This window comes from Burkholderia sp. FW306-1C-G01B (genome assembly GCF_058781685.1).
This window is the reverse complement of record NZ_JBYSWZ010000015.1, coordinates 188859-206900: the sequence shown is the minus strand read 5'-3', so window position 1 is coordinate 206900 and position 18042 is coordinate 188859. Positions and strand designations below refer to the sequence as shown.

15 protein-coding genes, 2 tRNA genes and 1 pseudogene are annotated in these 18042 nt (G+C 64.4%); 1 reads left to right on the top strand and 17 read right to left on the bottom strand.

The annotated features are described in order from the left end of the window. Positions 1-2 precede the first annotated feature (2 nt). The 3 genes from AC3WLY_RS27510 to gltX all read right to left on the bottom strand — a co-directional run bounded on the left by AC3WLY_RS27510 (position 3) and on the right by gltX (position 1829). Positions 3-75, bottom strand: a tRNA-Glu gene (locus tag AC3WLY_RS27510). Positions 76-215: 140 nt separating this feature from the next. Further along, positions 216-291 (bottom strand) — tRNA-Ala (locus AC3WLY_RS27505). A 128-nt stretch (positions 292-419) separates the two neighbouring features. Continuing rightward, on the bottom strand, positions 420-1829 hold the full coding sequence (gene gltX, locus AC3WLY_RS27500; protein ID WP_072437063.1) for a glutamate--tRNA ligase: 1410 nt from the start codon (positions 1827-1829) through the stop codon (positions 420-422). Between the two features lie 280 nt (positions 1830-2109). Here gltX and AC3WLY_RS27495 point away from each other — a divergent pair, with 280 nt between their 5' ends. Beyond that, positions 2110-3021: a patatin-like phospholipase family protein gene (locus tag AC3WLY_RS27495; RefSeq protein ID WP_175961185.1), complete on the top strand. Its 912-nt coding sequence runs from the start codon at positions 2110-2112 to the stop codon at positions 3019-3021. 156 nt (positions 3022-3177) lie between these two features. Here the strand turns inward: AC3WLY_RS27495 and AC3WLY_RS27490 are convergent, their stop codons facing one another. The 14 genes and pseudogenes from AC3WLY_RS27490 to AC3WLY_RS27425 all read right to left on the bottom strand — a co-directional run bounded on the left by AC3WLY_RS27490 (position 3178) and on the right by AC3WLY_RS27425 (position 17844). Then, complete coding sequence (locus tag AC3WLY_RS27490) at positions 3178-3852, bottom strand: C40 family peptidase (protein ID WP_310141735.1); 675 nt, start codon at positions 3850-3852, stop codon at positions 3178-3180. A gap of 128 nt (positions 3853-3980) precedes the next feature. After that, positions 3981-5603: a dipeptide ABC transporter ATP-binding protein gene (locus AC3WLY_RS27485; protein ID WP_310141732.1), complete on the bottom strand. Its 1623-nt coding sequence runs from the start codon at positions 5601-5603 to the stop codon at positions 3981-3983. Next, positions 5600-6697: an ABC transporter permease gene (locus AC3WLY_RS27480; protein WP_310141730.1), complete on the bottom strand. Its 1098-nt coding sequence runs from the start codon at positions 6695-6697 to the stop codon at positions 5600-5602. The genes AC3WLY_RS27485 and AC3WLY_RS27480 overlap by 4 nt, the downstream gene beginning before the upstream one ends. A 48-nt stretch (positions 6698-6745) precedes the next feature. After that, the gene (locus tag AC3WLY_RS27475; RefSeq protein WP_425133142.1) at positions 6746-7789 is read right to left on the bottom strand and encodes a microcin C ABC transporter permease YejB; all 1044 of its coding nucleotides are present in this window, start codon (positions 7787-7789) and stop codon (positions 6746-6748) included. A 52-nt stretch (positions 7790-7841) separates the two neighbouring features. After that, the gene (locus AC3WLY_RS27470; protein ID WP_175961189.1) at positions 7842-9725 is read right to left on the bottom strand and encodes an extracellular solute-binding protein; all 1884 of its coding nucleotides are present in this window, start codon (positions 9723-9725) and stop codon (positions 7842-7844) included. Positions 9726-9866: 141 nt separating this feature from the next. After that, complete coding sequence (locus AC3WLY_RS27465) at positions 9867-10226, bottom strand: hypothetical protein (RefSeq protein WP_072437056.1); 360 nt, start codon at positions 10224-10226, stop codon at positions 9867-9869. 327 nt (positions 10227-10553) lie between these two features. Then, positions 10554-10886, bottom strand: coding sequence for a cytochrome o ubiquinol oxidase subunit IV (gene cyoD, locus AC3WLY_RS27460; RefSeq protein WP_011352504.1), 333 nt, complete (start codon positions 10884-10886; stop codon positions 10554-10556). Next, positions 10887-11495, bottom strand: a complete 609-nt coding sequence (gene cyoC, locus AC3WLY_RS27455) for a cytochrome o ubiquinol oxidase subunit III (RefSeq protein ID WP_114177421.1) — start codon at positions 11493-11495, stop codon at positions 10887-10889. Beyond that, complete coding sequence (gene cyoB / locus AC3WLY_RS27450) at positions 11495-13501, bottom strand: cytochrome o ubiquinol oxidase subunit I (protein ID WP_492309287.1); 2007 nt, start codon at positions 13499-13501, stop codon at positions 11495-11497. The genes cyoC and cyoB overlap by 1 nt, the downstream gene beginning before the upstream one ends. Before the next feature lie 3 nt (positions 13502-13504). Then, entirely contained in the window at positions 13505-14392 is an 888-nt protein-coding gene (gene cyoA / locus AC3WLY_RS27445; RefSeq protein ID WP_492309288.1) for a ubiquinol oxidase subunit II, read from the bottom strand. A 272-nt stretch (positions 14393-14664) separates the two neighbouring features. Next, on the bottom strand, positions 14665-16194 hold the full coding sequence (locus AC3WLY_RS27440) for a complex I subunit 4 family protein (RefSeq protein ID WP_175961193.1): 1530 nt from the start codon (positions 16192-16194) through the stop codon (positions 14665-14667). A 479-nt stretch (positions 16195-16673) separates the two neighbouring features. Then, positions 16674-16980 (bottom strand): annotated as a pseudogene (locus tag AC3WLY_RS27435) (IS3-like element ISBcen23 family transposase); the annotation flags it as partial. A 74-nt stretch (positions 16981-17054) separates the two neighbouring features. Beyond that, a complete protein-coding gene (locus AC3WLY_RS27430; RefSeq protein ID WP_310141718.1) occupies positions 17055-17294 on the bottom strand; it encodes a hypothetical protein in 240 nt (79 codons plus the stop codon). Between the two features lie 19 nt (positions 17295-17313). After that, positions 17314-17844 carry a glutathione binding-like protein gene (locus AC3WLY_RS27425; protein WP_310141715.1) on the bottom strand — a complete coding sequence of 177 codons (531 nt, stop codon included), beginning with the start codon at positions 17842-17844 and terminating at the stop codon, positions 17314-17316. Positions 17845-18042 lie beyond the last annotated feature (198 nt).

Sequence of the window (18042 nt, the reverse complement as noted above, 5' to 3'; positions counted from 1 at the left end):
GGCGTCCCCTAGGGGATTCGAACCCCTGTACTCACCGTGAAAGGGTGATGTCCTAGGCCTCTAGACGAAGGGGACAAAATCTTTTCAGATCTGTCTGACTTTCGCTATTCACTTCTCATCAACAGCGAAGGCCGGAATTCTAACTGCTTTAGATCATTCTGTGAAGCATTTATTACTACAACTACTGCTTCGCAAATCAATCCAATTTGTTCTGTTGGTGGAGGTAAGCGGGATCGAACCGCTGACCTCTTGCATGCCATGCAAGCGCTCTCCCAGCTGAGCTATACCCCCTTGCAGAACAGAAATGAGATTATATGGACCGACTTTGAACTTGTAAATACCCTTTTTGCGATTCGAGCGAAATTTTTTGCGAAGCCGCCGCGATCTCGCGCGCAGACAGCTTCGCTCACGCACGAACCTCAGGCCAGCGCGGCCTCGATGCGCGACACCACGACGTCGCGACCGAACAGCACGAGCACCGCATCGATCGACGGCGTGTGCGTCGTACCCGCCACCAGCAGGCGCACCGGCATCGCGAGTTGCGGCATCTTCAGCTTGTGCGTGCCGAGCGTCGCCTTCAGCGCGGCGGACACCGCTTCCTTCGTCCAGTCGGCCGCCTTCAGCGCGACGACGAGATCGGCCAGTGCCGGCCGCACCGCATCGGTCACGTGCTGCGCGATCGCATCGGCCTCCGGTGCCGGCACGCGGTAGAACATCGCGGCGCCTTCCGCGATCTCCTTGACCGTCGTCGCGCGATCCTTCATCAGGCCGACCACGGCGTCGAGCGCCGGGCCCGTCGCGAGCGCCGCGTCGTCGATACCGAGCGCGTCGAGGAACGGCTTCGCGAGCGCGGCGAGGCGCGCGTTGTCGGCTTCCTTGATGTAATGCGCGTTCAGCCAGCTCAGCTTGCTGTGGTCGTACTGCGCGGGCGACTTGCCGAGATGCTCGAGATCGAACCATTCGACGAACTGCTCGCGCGAGAAGATCTCCGCGTCGCCGTGCGACCAGCCGAGGCGCGCGAGATAGTTGACGACCGCTTCGGGCAGGAAGCCTGCGTCGCGATACGCCATCACGCTCATCGCGCCATGCCGCTTGCTCATCTTCTCGCCCTGCTCGTTCAGCACGGTCGGCAGGTGCGCATAGACGGGCGCCTCGCCGCCGAGCGCATTCAGGATGTTGATCTGGCGCGGCGTGTTGTTCACGTGGTCGTCGCCACGGATCACGTGCGTGATGCCCATGTCCATGTCGTCCACCACCACGCAGAAGTTGTAGATCGGCGTGCCGTCCGGGCGCGCGATCACGAGGTCGTCGAGTTCTTCGTTCGAGATCTCGACGCGGCCCTTCACGGCGTCGTCCCACACGACCGTGCCGGTCAGCGGATTGCGGAAGCGCAGCACGGGCTTCACGCCTGCCGGCGGCTCGGGCAGCACCTTGCCGGGCTCCGGACGCCACGTGCCGTCGTAGCGCGGCTTCAGGCCGGCCTCGCGCTGGCGTTCGCGCAGCGCGTCGAGCTCCTCGGCCGACATGTAGCACGGGTACGCGAGGCCCTTCTCGAGCATCTGCGCGAGCACCTCGCGATAGCGGTCCATCCGCTGCATCTGGTAGATCGGGCCTTCATCGAAATCCAGGCCGAGCCACTGCATCCCCTCGAGGATCGCATCGACCGCTTCCTGCGACGAGCGCTCGACGTCGGTATCCTCGATGCGCAGCACGAACGTGCCCTTCATCTTGCGGGCGAACGCCCACGGATAGAGTGCGGAGCGGATGTTGCCGAGGTGGATGAAGCCGGTGGGACTCGGCGCGAAGCGGGTACGGACAGGACGGGTCATAAACGGTAACTCGAACGCCTGGGGCGCATGAATGATTCGACGCGGGATCGACGGCGGCAGCCCGGACAACAACGGGGCCGGCGACGCCCGGAACGGGAAAGAAGCCGGAATTATACTCGCGCCGGACATCGCGCCAAGCGCACCGCTTGCTTTATGATGTGCGCGCCGCGGCCGCCAACCGGCGCGGCGCCGGCCGCTCGGAACCTGCCGCGCGGCCGCTCGGAACCTATCGCCGCCGCGGGCCGTGTAACCCGCCGCCAAGCCGCCGGAGAACCATTCGATGTCGTCCCCTCGCCTGTCGCGCCGCCATTTCACGATCGCGTGCGCGTCCGCCAGCCTCGCCGCCTGTACGTCGTTCGGCGGCAAATCCCGTCCCGACAACACATCCAACGAGAAGCCCGTGAAGATCGGCATCGCGCTCGGCGGCGGCGCCGCGCGCGGCTTCTCGCACATCGGCGTGCTGAAGGCGCTCGAGGCGCGCGGCATCCCGATCGAGATCGTCGCGGGCACGAGCGCGGGCTCGGTGGTCGGCGCACTCTATGCGTCGGGCATGAGCGCGCTGCAGATCAACAAGATCGCGCTCGACATGGATCAGGCGGCGATCAGCGACTGGGCGCTGCCGTTCCGCTCGCGCGGCCTCTTGCAGGGTGTCGCCCTGCAGAACTTCCTGAACAAGACGCTCAACAACCGGCCGATCGAGAAGATGGCGAAGCCGCTCGGCATCGTCGCGACGGATCTGCAGAGCGGCCAGCCGATCCTGTTCCAGCAAGGCAACACGGGGCTCGCGGTGCGTGCGTCGTGCAGCGTGCCGTCGGTGTTCGAACCGGTGAAGATCGGCAACCGCGAATATGTCGACGGCGGCCTCGTGAGCCCGGTGCCCGCGTCGTACGCGCGCAAGATGGGCGCGAGCTTCGTGATCGCGGTCGACATCTCGGCCCGGCCGGACGGCGCGGCGACCAACAACCCGATCGAGATGCTGCTGCAGACCTTCACGATCATGGGCCAGACGATCAAGACCTACGAGCTCGACAAATACGCGGACGTCGTGGTCCGCCCGAACCTCGCGGCCATGGGCGGCAGCGACTTCAACCAGCGCAACGCGGCGATTCTCGCAGGCGAGGAAGCGGTCGCGCGCATCATGCCGGAACTGCAGCGCAAGCTCGCGGCGGCGCGCGGCGTGGCCGCCGCGTAAGAAGCACGCCGGTCGCGGGACGGAACGGCACGCGCCGCCGCCCCGCGACCGGCGGAACGACTTCCGCGTCGTCCCCTGCGCCGGCCTCAAAACAAAAAACCCTGCCGCCTTTCGGTGACAGGGTTTTTTCGATCCGGTCCGGCTGACCGGCGAACGTCAGTTGTTGCCGCTCGCCGAATCGTCGCCGATCGTCGCGCGCACGCGCTGGCGCAAATCCTCGGCCTTCATCGGGAACGCCGACTCGAGCCGGCGCGCGCCGGTGAAACGCTTTTCCCAGTAGCCGCTGTCGAGATCGTCGACGCGAACGGTGCTGCCCGTCGACGGCGAATGCACGAACTTGTTGTCGCCGATATAGATGCCGACGTGCGAGAACGTGCGGCGCATCGTGTTGAAGAACACGAGATCGCCCGGCTTGAGGTTACTCATGCTTACCTTCTCGCCGACCCGGCTCATCTCTTCCGCGCGACGCGGCAGCGACATGCCGAGCGTGTCCTGGAACACGTAGCGGACGAAGCCGCTGCAGTCGAGGCCCGAATCCGGCGAGTTGCCGCCCCAGCGATAACGCACGCCGATCATGTTCAGCGCGCCGACGACGACATCGCCGGCCTTGCCCGCCATGCCGGCAAGGAACGACTTCGCGCCGCCGCCCGACGGCTGGGCACTGGTCTGCTGGAGGGAGGAACCCGACCCGATTTGAGTCGAATTCGTGACATTCTGGTTAAAACTGCTGACTTCGTCGGCGAACGCGCCGGGAGCTGCTGCGAACAGGGCGCCGATGAACAGCCCGGCGATGGTGCGCGCGCATGCCAGGGTCAGGGATCGATGCTGCATTGGTCGATGGAATGTGCTTAAAAATCAGCTGATTGGCGGAAAATTTCGGTCGATACTAGCCAGCGCGTAATCGTTTGTCAAAACAAATTAAAAAATACAATCGAGATGATCAGACCATTGGACGCCTATCACGCTTTCCAGACCGCTTTCAACAGCTTTTGTGTGTAAGGATGTGACGGTCTGGTGAAGATGTCGGCGACGTCTCCCGACTCGACGACGGCGCCGTCCTGCATCACCGCGACGCGGTGCGCCATCGCGCCGATCACCTCCAGATCGTGGCTGATGAATACATAGCCGAGGTTGTATTTCTGTTGCAAATTCGCGAGCAGTTTCAGCACCTGCTGCTGGATCGACACGTCGAGCGCGGAAGTCGGCTCGTCGAGGATCAGGATGCGCGGCTCCAGCACCAGCGCACGCGCGATCGCGATCCGCTGACGCTGCCCGCCCGAGAATTCGTGCGGATAGCGGTGCAATACCGTGCGGTCGAGGCCGACTTCGCGCAGCACCGCGAGCGACTTCGCGCGGCGCGCGTCGGGCGTCATTTCCGGGCGATGCAGCTCGAGCCCCTCGCCGACGATCCGTTCGATCGTATGACGCGGCGAAAGCGAACTGAACGGATCCTGAAAGACGACCTGCATGTTCGAGCGCAGCGCGGTCTGTTCGCGGCCGCGATAGGTCGACAGCGCGCGCCCCTGGAATTCGATCTCGCCGCCGGCCGTCTTCTGCAGCCCGAGCAGCGCCATCGCGAGCGTCGATTTCCCGGACCCCGATTCACCGACGATGCCGAGCGTTTCGCCCTGTCGCACCGACACCGACACGTCCGCGACGGCCGTCACGGGCACCGTGCCGAACCAGCCCGCGAAGCCCGGCCGCTTGCGTGCGAACTGCACGCTCACATGGCGCGCGTCGAGCACGACGGGCGCGATCGGCATGACCGGCGCGATCATGCGCTGCGGCCGGCTGTTCAGCAGCCGCTGCGTATACGGATGCTCGGGTTCCGCGAAAATCCGCTCGACGGGCCCGCTCTCGACGAGCCGGCCGTGCTCCATCACCGCGATGCGATCAGCGAAGTGGCGCACCAGATTCAGGTCGTGCGTGATCAGCAGGACCGCCATCCCGCGCTTTTCCGCTTCCTCGCGCTGCAGTTCCAGCAGCAGGTCGACGATCTGCGCACGGATCGTCACGTCGAGCGCGGTAGTCGGCTCGTCGGCCAGCAACAGGCGCGGCCGGCACGCGAGCGCCATCGCGATCATCGCGCGCTGCCGCTGGCCGCCCGACAACTGGTGCGGGTAACTGTCGACGCGCTTGTCGGGTTCCGCGATGCCCGTGCGCGCAAGCAGCGCGATCGCGCGCTTGCGCGCCTCGACGGCCGATACGCCGTCGTGCAGCACGATCGTCTCGCCGATCTGCACGCCGATCGTATACAGCGGGTTGAGCGCCGTCATCGGCTCCTGGAAGATCATCGCGATGTCCGAGCCGCGCAGCCCGCGCATCTCGCGCTCGCTCTTGGCCGCAAGATCCTGCCCCGCGAAGCGGATCGCGCCGCTCACGTCGGCGTCGTGCAGCAGCCGCAGGATCGACAGCGCGGTCACGCTCTTGCCCGAACCCGACTCGCCGACGAGCGCGACGCGCTCGCCGCGGCCGATCGCGAGCGTCACGTCGTCCACCGCGACCGTGTCGCCGAAGCGCACATGCAGACGTTCGAGCGACAGCAGCGGCTCGTCGTGCCTCGATACGACCGTTTCGCTCATCGCTGGCCTCCCGCCGCACGTATCGAATCGGCGATCCGCGTGTCGAGCGCATTGCGCAGCGCGTCGCCCATGAAGGTCAGCAGCAGCAGCGTCGCGACCAGCACGCCGAACGTCGACAGCGAGATCCACCATGCGTCGAGGTTGCCCTTGCCCTGCGCGAGCAGTTCGCCGAGGCTCGGCGTCGGCGGCGGCACGCCGAGCCCGAGGAAATCGAGGCTCGTCAGCGCGAGGATCGCCCCGCTCATCCGGAACGGCAGGAACGTGATCACCGGCGTGAGACTGTTCGGCAGCACGTGGCGCCAGATGATCTGCCAGTTCGTGAGCCCCATCGCGCGCGCCGCGCGCACGTAGTCCTGCGTGCGGTTGCGCAGGAATTCCGCGCGCACGTAGTCGGCCAGCCCGATCCAGCCGAACAGCGACAGCAGCACGATCAGCAGCAGGAAGCTCGGCTCGAAGATCGACGCGAAGATGATCAGCAGGTACAGCTCGGGCAGCGAACTCCAGATCTCGATCAGCCGCTGCCCGACGATGTCGATGCGTCCGCCGAAGAAGCCCTGCACGGCGCCGGCGGCGATCCCGAGCAGCGTGCCGATCACGGTCAGGATCAGCCCGAACTCGACCGACACGCGGAACCCGTACACGAGCCGCGCGAGCAGGTCGCGCCCCTGCGCGTCGGTGCCGAGCCAGTTCTGGCGCGACGGCGGCGCCGGGTTCGGCACGTTCGAGAAGTAGTTCAGCGTGTCGTAGTAATAGCGGTTCGGCGGGTAGACAACGAAGTTGCCGGGCGCCTCGAGCCGCTTGCGCACATACGGATCGAGATAGTCGGCCGGCGCCGGGAAATCGCCGCCGAAGGCCGTCTCCGGGTACGCATGGAACAGCGGGAAATAGTATTGGCCGTCGTAGCGCACGACGAGCGGCTTGTCGTTCGACCAAAGCGGCGCCGCAAGGCTCGCGGCGAACGCGACGACGAAGATCACGAAGCTCCAGTAGCCGAGGCGCTGCTGCCGGAAGCGCTGCCACACGCGGCGCGCCGGCGACGGCGACACGTGCGCGCGCGCCACGTCGATGCGGGACGACACGACGGCCCGGTTCATCGCGCACCTCGCCCGGTGACGCCGGGCATGCAGACGGACGGTTTCATGTCAGCGCTCCAGGTTGTCGAATTGAATGCGTGGATCGACCCACACATAACAGAGGTCGGAAATCAGCTTGGTCGCGAGCCCGATCAGCGTGAACAGGTACAGCGTGCCGAGCACGACCGGGTAATCGCGGCGCACCACCGACTCGTACGACAGCAGCCCCAGGCCGTCGAGCGAGAACAGCGTCTCGATCAGCAGGCTGCCGGTGAAGAACGCGCCGATGAACGCGGCCGGGAAACCGACGATCAGCGGCAGCATCGCATTGCGGAATACGTGCTTCCACAGCACGCTGCGCTCGGAGAGCCCCTTCGCGCGCGCGGTCAGCACGTATTGCCGGCGGATCTGGTCGAGAAACGCATTCTTCGTGAGCATCGTGACGACCGCGAAGCTGCCGACGACCGACGCCGTGATCGGCAGCGCGATGTGCCACAGGTAGTCGAGCACCTTGCCGGCGAGCGACAGCTCGGCGAAATTGTCCGACGTGAGGCCGCGCAGCGGAAAAAGCTGCCAGAACGAGCCGCCGCCGAACAGCACGAGCAGCAGCACGCCGAGCACGAAGCCCGGGATCGCATAGCCGACGAGCACGACGAGGCTCGTCGCGACGTCGAACGGCGAACCGTTGCGCACGGCCTTCGCGATGCCGAGCGGCACCGATATGAGATACGTGAGGAAAAACGTCCACAGCCCGATGCTGATCGACACGGGCAGCTTCTGCACGATCAGCGACCACACGCTCTGGTGGCGGAAGTAGCTGTCGCCGAGATCGAAGCGCGCGAAGCGCTTCAGCATCAGCCAGTAGCGCTCGAGCGGCGGCTTGTCGAAACCGTACAGCGCCTTGAGCTGCGCGAGCTGCTGCGCGTCGACGCCGGTGTGCGCACGCATCCCGAACGGCACCGCGCCCTGCTCCGTCGCGCCCTTGCGCAACTCCTGCACGGCCTGCTCGACCGGGCCGCCCGGCACGAACTGGGTCACCGCGAACGTGAGGGTCAGCACGCCGACGAGCGTCGGGATCATCAGCAGCAGGCGTTTGAGGATGTAGCTCCACATAGGGCGTCGACTCGTGATCGGTAGGCTGGGTTGGACGAAGGGCCGGCGCGGGTCAGTGAGCGGGCTTCGCCCACCAGGTCGACACGACCCAGCCCTCGGCCGAATAGTACAGCGGCAGCGTCTGCGGATAGGCGAGCGTGCGCTTGTACGCGATCCGGTGCGTCGTGCTGTACCACTGCGGGACCGCGTAGTAGCCGTGCATCAGCACGCGGTCGAGCGCGTGCGTCGCGTCGAGCAGCTCGTCGCGCGACTGCGCGGTGCCGAGCGCGTGCAGCAGCGCGTCGACGGCCGGCGACTTCAGCCCGATGATGTTGTCGGAGCCCGGTTCGTCGGCGAACTTGCTGCCGTAACGCGAGAACTGCTCGGCGCCCGGCACCTGCACGCCCGGCAGGCGGACCGTCGTCATGTCGTAGTCGAACGCATCGAGGCGCTTTTGCAGCAGCGCGTAGTCGGCCGTGCGAAAGCGTGCGTCGATGCCGAGCTTCGCCAGATTGCGCCGGTAGGCAGTCACGACACCTTCCATCGCGCCGCCCGCATCGTCGAGGATCTCGAACGTGAACGGCTCGCCGTTCGCATTGCGCAGCGCGCCGTCGCGATAGGTCCAGCCGGCCTGCGCGAGCAGCGCGCGCGCCTTCAGCAGGTTCGCGCGCAGCGAGCCCGGCGGGTTCGTGTCCGGTTGCGTGACCATCGGGCCGAACACCGCCGGGTCGAGCTGCGCGCGCAGCGGCTCCAGCAGCTTCAGCTCGCCTGCGCCCGGCGTGCCGGTCGCCTGCAGGTCGGTGTCGGCGAAATAGCTGTCGAGACGCGTGTAGGCACTGTAGAACAGCTGCCGGTTCAGCCATTCGAAGTCGAACGCGAGATCGAGCGCCTGACGCACCCGCACGTCGCGAAACAGCGGCCGGCGCAGGTTCATGAAGAAACCCTGCATGCCCGCGCCGTTGTGCTGGCGGAATTCGCGCTTGACGAGCTCGCCGCTGTCGAAACGCTTGCCGACGTCGCGCCGCGCCCAGTTGCGCGCGATGTACTCGACGAGCACATCGTATTCGCCGGCCTTGAACGCCTCGAGCCTCGCGACGCCGTCGCCGTACAGCTTGTAGACGATCCGCTCGAAGTTGTGGGTGCCGACCCGCACCGGCAGGTCGGCGCCCCAGTACGCGGGGTTGCGCCGGTAGGTGATCGTGCGGCCGTTGTCGTAGCGCTCGATCAGGTACGGGCCGCTGCCGATCGGCTGCTCGAACGCGAGCTGGTCGAACGGGATGCGCGAGCCGTCCGCGCGCAATCCCCACTTGCGCGAGAACACCGGCACGCCGCCGGCGATCAGCGGCAACTCGCGATTCGCGCTACGGAACTCGAAGCGCACGGTGGCCGGGTCGACGACCACGGCCTTCGCGATCTCCGCGAAATACGCGCCGAACTGCGGCGCGGCCAGCTTGCTCTTCAGCGTGTCGAACGAAAACTTGACGTCGTCGGCCGTGACGGCGTCGCCGTTCGAGAAGCGTGCGCGAGGATTCAGGTGGAACGTGACCGAACGGCGATCGGGCGCGATGTCGATATCGTCGGCAAGCAGCCCGTACGCGGATGCCGGTTCGTCCGAGCTGCCCGTCGCCAGGCTCTCGAACAGGTTGTCGATGCCCGGCGCGGGGTTGCCGCGCATCGTGAACGGATTGAACTTGTCGAACGACGTCAGCCGGCTCGGGTTCGCGAGCACGAGCGTGCCGCCCTTCGGCGCATCGGGGTTGACGTAGTCGAAATGCTTGAAGCCCGGCGGATACTTCGGCTCGCCGTACTGCGCAATCGCGTAGGCCGCGTGCGCGGCCGTCGCGGCAAACGCCGCCTGCATCGCAAACACCGCGGCAACGCGGCCGGCGGCCCGTGCGGCATGCAGCGCGCCGAAGCGGACGCGCGCGATGGCGGCCCGGGGCGAACCCTTCGTCATAGAGGCCCTGTCGGTCGAATGAGGGTAGTAACGTGAGACGATTCTACCCATTCAATCCTTCGAGCCAAAAGAAAACCGCCACGCGGGCGGTTTCTTCACGAGCGGACAACGCGCCCGCGTCACCCGGGCGCAGCATGTCGATCAGCGCCAGCCGTTGTGGCGGCCATGATCCCAGTGACCACGATCGCGATCGCCGCCCCAGCCGCGGCCATGGTGGCGATACCACTCGTCGCGGCCCCAGTAGCGGCGGCCGTCCCAGTAGCGATCGCCGTGCCAGCCGATCACGATCGCCGGCGCCGGCGCATAGACGGGCGCAGGTGCATACACGGGCGCCGGCTGATAGATGACCGGCGGAGGCGGCGCATACACGGGCGCGGGCGCGACATAAACCGGTGCCGGCACGCCGACGTTGATCCCGACATTGACTCCCGCCATTGCTGCGCCCGACACGAGCAAGGCCGTCATACCGGTCAAGAGCGAGGCAACACGCAAGGTCTTCATGGATTCCTCTTCTGGTTGTGTCATGTGTGATTCGACTATAACGGCAAGCACCATCCCCGCATATTTCAAGTTTGTAAGAACTGATGCGCGGCATCGCAACGGAAAGCGTGCGCTAACGTCTTGTAACAATCGGCGCCGGCCGGCCCTGCCCTCGCCGGCTGCCGAAACCCTTCCGGCTCGCGCTTGTGCGCCCCGGTGCGCTGATCGTCATCTCGCCGTCGACCGCCTTGCGCGGCGCGCACTGCAACAAAACAAAAAGGCGGCACCTGCGTGCCGCCTCTTCTTCATCAACGCGCGCGGATATCGGACCCGGCGCCGCGACGCCGCTCAGCGCGACATCATGTTCATGCTGACGTTGTGCATCACCCACAGCGTGCCGACGATCAGGATCGCCGCGGTCAGCACCGTGTAGCTGAATGCCATCACGTTCCAGCGCTGGCCCGACGAACCGTTCATGTGCAGGAAGTACACGAGGTGCACGACGATCTGCACGAATGCCAGCACGGCCAACGCGATCAGCGACGCATGCGGCGACAGCACGCCGCCCATCACGAGGCCGAACGACGCGGCCGTGAGCAGCACCGACAGGATGAAGCCGGCGACGTAGCCGCCGACACTGCCGTGCCCTTCTTCCAGTTGAGACGAATGCGAATGGGCCATTTAGATCACGCTCGCGAGATAGACAAAGGAAAACACGCAGATCCACACGATGTCGAGGAAGTGCCAGAAGAGGCTCAGGCACGTCAGGCGCCGCAGGTCGCGATCGGTCAGGTCGCCGCCGCGGAACACGATCTGCCCGGCGAGCACGAGCATCCACAGCAGGCCGGCCGTCACGTGCAGCCCGTGCGTGCCGACCAGCGTGAAGAACGCCGACAGGAACGCGCTGCGCTGCGGGCCCGCGCCTTCCGCGATCAGGTGCGAGAACTCGCGCAGTTCCATCGCGAGAAACGCCGCGCCGAGCACGAACGTCACCGCCAGCCACGCGAGCAGCGCGCCGCGCCGCTGCTTGTAGGCGGCGAGCATCGCGAAACCGTACGTGATGCTCGACAGCAGCAGCGCGGCGGTTTCCACGGCGACGCCCGGGATGTCGAACAGGTCCTTCGCGGTCGGCCCGCCCGCATACTGGTGGCCGAGCACCGCGAACGTCGCGAACAGCGCCGCGAAGATCACGCAGTCGGTCATCAGGTACAGCCAGAAACCGAACACCGAATGCGACGGCGGATGGTCGTCGTGCTCGAGCAGGGTTGCGCTCAAGGTTTTCTGCAACATCAGTTGGCCTCCAGTTCCACGTCGTCGACACGCGCAGGCACGCGCTTGGTCGGCTGCTTGTCTTCGATCTTCCGCACCGTCGACGCGGGGATGTAATAGCCGTCGTTATCGCGCGAGCTGTAGATCACCAGCGTCGCGACGATCCCGACGAGCCCGGCGATCGCGAGCCACCAGATGTGCCATACCAGCGCGAAGCCGAGCACCAGGCTGAAAATCGCGACCACGAGGCCCGCGCAGGTATTCGACGGCATATGGATATCGCGGATCGACGCCGGGTTCGGCCGGCCTTCGCCGCGCGCCTTCAGGTCCGCGTACGCGTCGAGCGTGCGCACCTGCGGGATCACCGCGAAGTTGTAGTCGGCCGGCGGCGACGAGGTCGCCCACTCCAGCGTGCGGCCGCCCCATGGGTCGCCCGTCGTGTCGCGGTATTCGGGCAGGTTGCGGTTGCGGATGCTGACCACCAGTTGCAGCAGCTGGCATGCAATGCCGATCGCGATCAGCACGGCGCCGAATGCGGCGACCAGCAGCCACGGATGCCAGGCCGGGTTGTCGTAGTGGTTCAGGCGGCGCGTCATGCCCATGAAGCCGAGCACGTAGAGCGGCACGAAAGCGACATAGAAGCCGACCTGCCAGAACCAGAACGCGGCCTTGCCGAGCTTCTCGTTCAGCTTGAAGCCGAACGCCTTCGGGAACCAGTAGTTGAAGCCCGCGAGATAGCCGAACAGCACGCCGCCGATGATCACGTTATGGAAGTGCGCGATCAGGAACAGGCTGTTGTGCAGCACGAAGTCCGCGCCGGGAATCGCCATCATCACGCCGGTCATGCCGCCGAGCGTGAACGTGACCATGAAGCCGATCGTCCACAGCACCGGCGTCGTGAATTCGATCCGGCCGCGATACATCGTAAACAGCCAGTTGAACACCTTCACGCCGGTCGGGATCGCGATGATCATGGTCATGATGCCGAAGAACGCGTTCACGTTCGCACCCGAGCCCATCGTGAAGAAGTGATGCAGCCACACGAGGAACGACAGCACCATGATCGCGCAGGTCGCGTACACCATCGTCTTGTAGCCGAACAGCGGCTTCTTCGCGAACGTCGCGATGACCTCCGAGAAGATGCCGAACGCCGGCAGGATCAGGATGTACACCTCCGGATGGCCCCACGCCCAGATCAGGTTCAGGTACAGCATCGCGTTGCCGCCGGCTTCGTTGGTGAAGAAGTGCATGCCGAGGTAACGGTCGAGGCCAAGCAACGCGAGCGTCGCGGTCAGGATCGGGAACGACGCCATGATCAGCACGTTGGTGCAGAGCGCGGTCCACGTGAACACGGGCATCTTCAGCAGCGTCATGCCCGGCGCGCGCATCTTGACGATCGTCACGAAGAAGTTCACGCCGGTCAGCAGCGTGCCGACGCCCGAGATCTGCAGCGCCCACAGGTAGTAATCGACGCCTACTCCCGGGCTGAACTGCAGCTCCGACAGCGGCGGGTACGCGAGCCAGCCCGTCTGCGCGAATTCGCCGATCACGAGCGAGATGTTGATCAGGATCGCGCTGACCGCCGTCATCCAGAAGCTCAGCGAGTTGATGAACGGGAATGCGACGTCGCGCGCGCCGATCTGCAGCGGCACGATCAGGTTCATCAGGCCGACCATGAACACCATCGCCATGAAGAAGATCATGATCACGCCGTGTGCCGTGAAGATCTGGTCATAGTGGTGCGGCGGCAGGTAGCCGGGCGCGTTGTACGCGAGCGCGAGCTGCATGCGCATCATGATCGCGTCGGCGAAGCCGCGCAGCAGCATGATCAGCGCGACGATGATGTACATCACGCCGAGTTTCTTGTGGTCGACTGTCGTCAGCCATTCCGTCCACAGCCATTTCCACCGGCCGGTGATCGTCAGCGCGGCGAGAATGCCCAGCACGACCAGCCCCATGAAGGCGCCGGCCACCATGATGATGGGCTGATCGAACGGGATCGCCGATAGTGTGAGTTTGCCGAACATGCGTTACCCCTTCGTGCCGCAGGCGGCGTCCTTCAGGTCGAGGACGTGGCCATCGTTGTATTTCGCGATGATGTTGTGGAAGAGCCGCGGATCGACCGACGAGAAGTAGCGCACGGGCGCCTTCTCGCTCGGCTGCGCGACCGTGCCGTACACGGTCGCGTCGAGCCGCTCCGGCGATGCCTTCACCTTCTGCACCCATGCATCGAACTGTTCGCGCGGCTCGGCGAGCGTGCGGAATTTCATGTCGGAGAAACCGCGGCCGCTGAAGTTGGCGGACGTGCCCGCATAGTTGCCGGGCTCGTCGGCGATCAGGTGCAGGCGCGTCTGCATGCCGGCCATCGCGTAGACCTGGCCGCCGAGCTGCGGGATGAAGAACGAGTTCATCACCGAATCCGACGTGATGCGGAAGTTCACCGGCGTGCCCACCGGAATCGCGAGCTGGTTCACCGACGCGATGCCGAGTTCCGGATAGATGAACAGCCACTTCCAGTCGAGTGCGACGACCTCGACGTCGATCGGCTTCACCGACGACTCGAGCGGCTTGTACGGGTCGAGCTCGTGCGTCGTCCGCCACGTGAGGATGCCGAGGAACAGGATGATCAGCGTCGGCACCGTCCAGATCACGACTTCGATCGCGGTCGAGTGCGACCAGTTCGGCGCGTAGGTTGCGCTGCGGTTCGATGCGCGGTAACGCCACGCGAACCACAGCGTAAGCAGGATCACCGGCACGACGACGATCAGCATCGCCCAGGTGGACGTCGCGATCAGCGCCTTTTCGGCAGCGCCCACGCCTCCTTTCGGATTTAGTACATCTAACTTACAGCCTGACAGGCTCAGCGCCGCGCCGATTGACATCAGCGCCGACCAGCCTCTTGAAGCTCTTGTTTTCATCACACAGCCCGAGGGTCATTGAATCCGTTTTGCGTATGCCCGATGCGCATTCGATTCACGAAAGTGGCCGAATCATACGTCGCGCGGGTGCGATGAAAAACCGGTGGGTGCGACAAATCATCATTGCAAAATCTGCCGTGAGACACATTGTCGCGGGGCAATTTCACGCAGCCGGAAGCTGGCCCGGCGCCGCATGCGCCGGACCGCAATCGATGTATGCGCAACGACCGCATCGCCGTGCGATGCGCCCCCGCCCTCGCGGCGTGCCGCGATCAGCCGTGCGTCGATGCCATGTACGCCGGCTGCGCCCGCACCGGGCCGTCCGCTGCCGGCACCTTCGAACGGCTGGCTTCGTCGATCAGCTTGCCGACGGTCGGATCGATCGCGTCGGTGAATGGTTTCGGATCGATGCCGACCGCCAGCACGACCAGCGCGAGCGACGCGAACATCGCGATCTCGCGACGGTTCAGGTCGGCGAGCTTCGCGATCCGCTGGCTCGACACCTTGCCGAACACGACGCGCTTGAGCATCCACAGCGTGTACGACGCGCTGAGGATCAGCGTCAGCGCCGCGATTGCGCCGATCCAGAAGTTGAAACGGATCGCGCCCATGATGACCATGAACTCGCCGACGAACCCCGACGTGCCCGGCAGGCCGACGTTGGCCATCGCGAACAGCAGCGCGAAGGTCGCGAAACGCGGCATCACGCCCGCCACACCGCCGTACGCGGCGATCTCGCGCTGCTTCGTGCGATCGACGAGCACGTTCACGCACAGCAGCATCGCGCCCGCGACGAAGCCGTACGACACGAGCTGCACGATCGCGCCTTCGACGCCGATTCGGTTGAACAGGAACAGCCCGAGCGTGACGATGCCCATGTGCGCGACCGTCGAGTACGCGAGCAGCTTGCCGAGATCGGTCTGCGCGAGCGCGATCAGGCTCGCATAGACGATCGCGAACAGCGACAGCGCGATCACGGCCGGTGCGAAGAAGTGGCTCGCGTCGGGCGTGATCGGCAGCGCGAAGCGCAGGAACCCGTACCCGCCGAGCTTGAGCATCGCGAGCATCAGCGCGGCGCCCGTCGGGCCGTCTGTGTACACGTCGCTCAGCCACGTATGAACCGGCCACATCGGCACCTTGACCGCGAACGCGGCAAAGAAGCCGAGGAATACCAGCAACTGCGGTGCGAAACCGAGCTGCAGCGTGCGCCACACGGCCAGGTCGAACGTATGCGACTGCGCGTACAGGTACAGCATCGCCATCAGCAGCAACAGCGAGCCGGCGAACGAGATGAAGAAGAACTTCACGGCCGCATAGACGCGGCGCTCGCGCCCCCACGTACCGATCAGCAGGTACAGCGGGATCAGCGTCGCCTCGAAGAAGATGAAGAACAGCAGTCCGTCCTGTGCGGCGAACACGCCGACCATCAACCCCGACAGGATCAGGAACGACGCGTAGTACTGCGCGACGCGCACCGTGACCGACTCCCACGACGCGATCACGACCACCAGCGTCGTGAATGCGGTCAGCACGACGAGCCACAGCGACGCGCCGTCGATGCCGACCCGCCATCCGGAATTGAATGCCGCCAGCCAGTTGCGGCTTTCGACGAACTGCATCGCGGCCGAATGCGCATCGAAACCGGCGACCAGCGGCACCACGGCCGCCAGCCCTGCGATCGCGCCGGCGAGCGCGATCAGTCGAGCCCGGCGCGGATGTTGGTCGGAGCCGGCGCGCAGCAGGCATGCGCCGAACAGGATCGGAACCCAGATGGCCAGGCTCAGGAAGGGGAAATCATGCATGTCAACAGGCCTTGAGGAAGTCGCGCACTGCATCGGGGACAGGCGAGACGAAAGGAACGAAATCAAATCGACAGGTAGATTTCGTGAATCACCAATGTTGGCAAAATGTAAAGCGGCATCAGAGGGAAACTTGATACCGCTCAAACGCGATCGGGTTAACCAGCATAAGGCGATTGATTATTTTTTGCATCGCAGCAGAGCATTGATTTTTTGATTCGGCGCAGTTCGCTGATTTTTATAAGTAATTTTTCGCACTACCCACCGAGGCAGCTCGGGAAGATCGACGCGGCGCCGCATTTTTGGCTCAAGCACATCTTTTCGGAGGGCCGGAACAAGATGGTTGACGTTCCGCAGGGCAGAGATCGTGTGGCGCTCCCAGACTTACATCGATGCTTTCGTTTTTATTTCAATTTATTCTGCCTGGCGCAGGTCGCGCGAATGCTTGCCTGCTCCATGTCTTTCACGCGCCTGGCCGCTAATGCTGACAGTTGCTCGCCCAGGCTCCGATCCTTCTCCGGTTGCTTGAGCGTATAGGTGGCCACCCGGCGGCTCACCCCAGATAACCACATGCCTTGCGTTGCGAGAGACCCCGCCGAGTCAGGACTTCCAGCGCTTCGCGCCGGCCCGTTGGCGTGCTCATTTTTTTCGGCTGAATTCCTTCAGGCCGTCGATGACCAGCAATTGCTCGGCAATCAGGCGCTTGCACAGATCCTTCACCGGCTCGTCCCGGCTCTCGGCCTCGCGCAAGATTCGGATGATCTGCTCGTCGGTAAATCGCTTCTTCATCGAGTTCTCCTTGCCTCCAGGATAAAAGAGAACTCACTTGCCAAATGACTTGCCAAATGGCTACAAGAAACGGCTCAGGTCACGATCAGCAGATTCCCAGCGGTGAATACCAGCATCGCGGCGATCGGAAGATTCTTGCGATCGATATTCCCGAAAGCGGACGCAAGGATCGGACCAAACACCGCATAGACCAGCGAGAACACCGTGATCAGCTGGCCGACGGTCGACACCGAAACTCCGGCGTGGCTGGCAATATCCTGCAACAGGCCGGCGACGACGAAGCCGTCGCTGCCGATCACGAACAGTGCGCCCACAACACGATTAATTTCAGTTTCATTTCACCCTTCCATATTTTTCCGACAAGAACAGGTCATCCGGCCCGCGAGGCACCACGCCGCGATTGAGAGCGGGAATGCCCAGGAAATAGCCTCTCGAAATCACATCAAAGTTGGTCGTCAGGCAGAACGCCTCCTTTTGGTAAAGCCGTCGGACGTACCGCCAGATCCCGGAAAAGTCCCTCAGCCGATACTTGTGCAAGCGAAATGCAGTCGCGTAGACGTTGTCGTAACGGATCAGCAGGCTGAACAGCCACAAGTCGGCGATACTCAGCGCGTCGCCAGTCAGATACCGCTCGTTGAGCAGGGTCGCGTCCAGCCGGTGCAGATAGTCGTAGACCTTGGCCACTTCGGCGTCGTACGAAGCCTGACCGTCCAGGAATCCTGACCGGTAGACTGCCGTATGCAGGTTGTAGAAAAGGTCCTGCTCGATCGCGACGTGATCTTCGCGGCGCATACGGGCGGCATTCAGCACGTCATCGTTACTGTCGTGTTCGCTGCCGAGGTCGAGGATGATCTTGTACGGCAACTCCCTCATTCCGACTACTCGACGCCATTCACAGCGACGCCCGACGGCCGTTGTCGATTGGCCACGTGCACAAATCCAACGCGAAAACTGAAAGACTGAATTGCAGGTTCGCACGCGATTGGCGCGGATATATTGTCGACGACCAGCCCTTAACAACAGGACTGCGAACAATATCCGTCAACCTCCATTCGAGATATC

Coding starts and splice junctions, on each gene's coding strand:
- cyoC (WP_114177421.1), bottom strand. CDS start 11,495: ATGTTGCAGAAAACCTTGAGCGCAACCCTGCTCGAGCACGACGACCAT.
- AC3WLY_RS27440 (WP_175961193.1), bottom strand. CDS start 16,194: ATGCATGATTTCCCCTTCCTGAGCCTGGCCATCTGGGTTCCGATCCTG.
- AC3WLY_RS27485 (WP_310141732.1), bottom strand. CDS start 5,603: ATGAGCGAAACGGTCGTATCGAGGCACGACGAGCCGCTGCTGTCGCTC.
- cyoD (WP_011352504.1), bottom strand. CDS start 10,886: ATGGCCCATTCGCATTCGTCTCAACTGGAAGAAGGGCACGGCAGTGTC.
- AC3WLY_RS27475 (WP_425133142.1), bottom strand. CDS start 7,789: ATGTGGAGCTACATCCTCAAACGCCTGCTGCTGATGATCCCGACGCTC.
- AC3WLY_RS27480 (WP_310141730.1), bottom strand. CDS start 6,697: ATGAACCGGGCCGTCGTGTCGTCCCGCATCGACGTGGCGCGCGCGCAC.
- cyoB (WP_492309287.1), bottom strand. CDS start 13,501: ATGTTCGGCAAACTCACACTATCGGCGATCCCGTTCGATCAGCCCATC.
- AC3WLY_RS27490 (WP_310141735.1), bottom strand. CDS start 3,852: ATGCAGCATCGATCCCTGACCCTGGCATGCGCGCGCACCATCGCCGGG.
- AC3WLY_RS27465 (WP_072437056.1), bottom strand. CDS start 10,226: ATGAAGACCTTGCGTGTTGCCTCGCTCTTGACCGGTATGACGGCCTTG.
- gltX (WP_072437063.1), bottom strand. CDS start 1,829: ATGACCCGTCCTGTCCGTACCCGCTTCGCGCCGAGTCCCACCGGCTTC.
- cyoA (WP_492309288.1), bottom strand. CDS start 14,392: ATGAAAACAAGAGCTTCAAGAGGCTGGTCGGCGCTGATGTCAATCGGC.
- AC3WLY_RS27495 (WP_175961185.1), top strand. CDS start 2,110: ATGTCGTCCCCTCGCCTGTCGCGCCGCCATTTCACGATCGCGTGCGCG.
- AC3WLY_RS27470 (WP_175961189.1), bottom strand. CDS start 9,725: ATGACGAAGGGTTCGCCCCGGGCCGCCATCGCGCGCGTCCGCTTCGGC.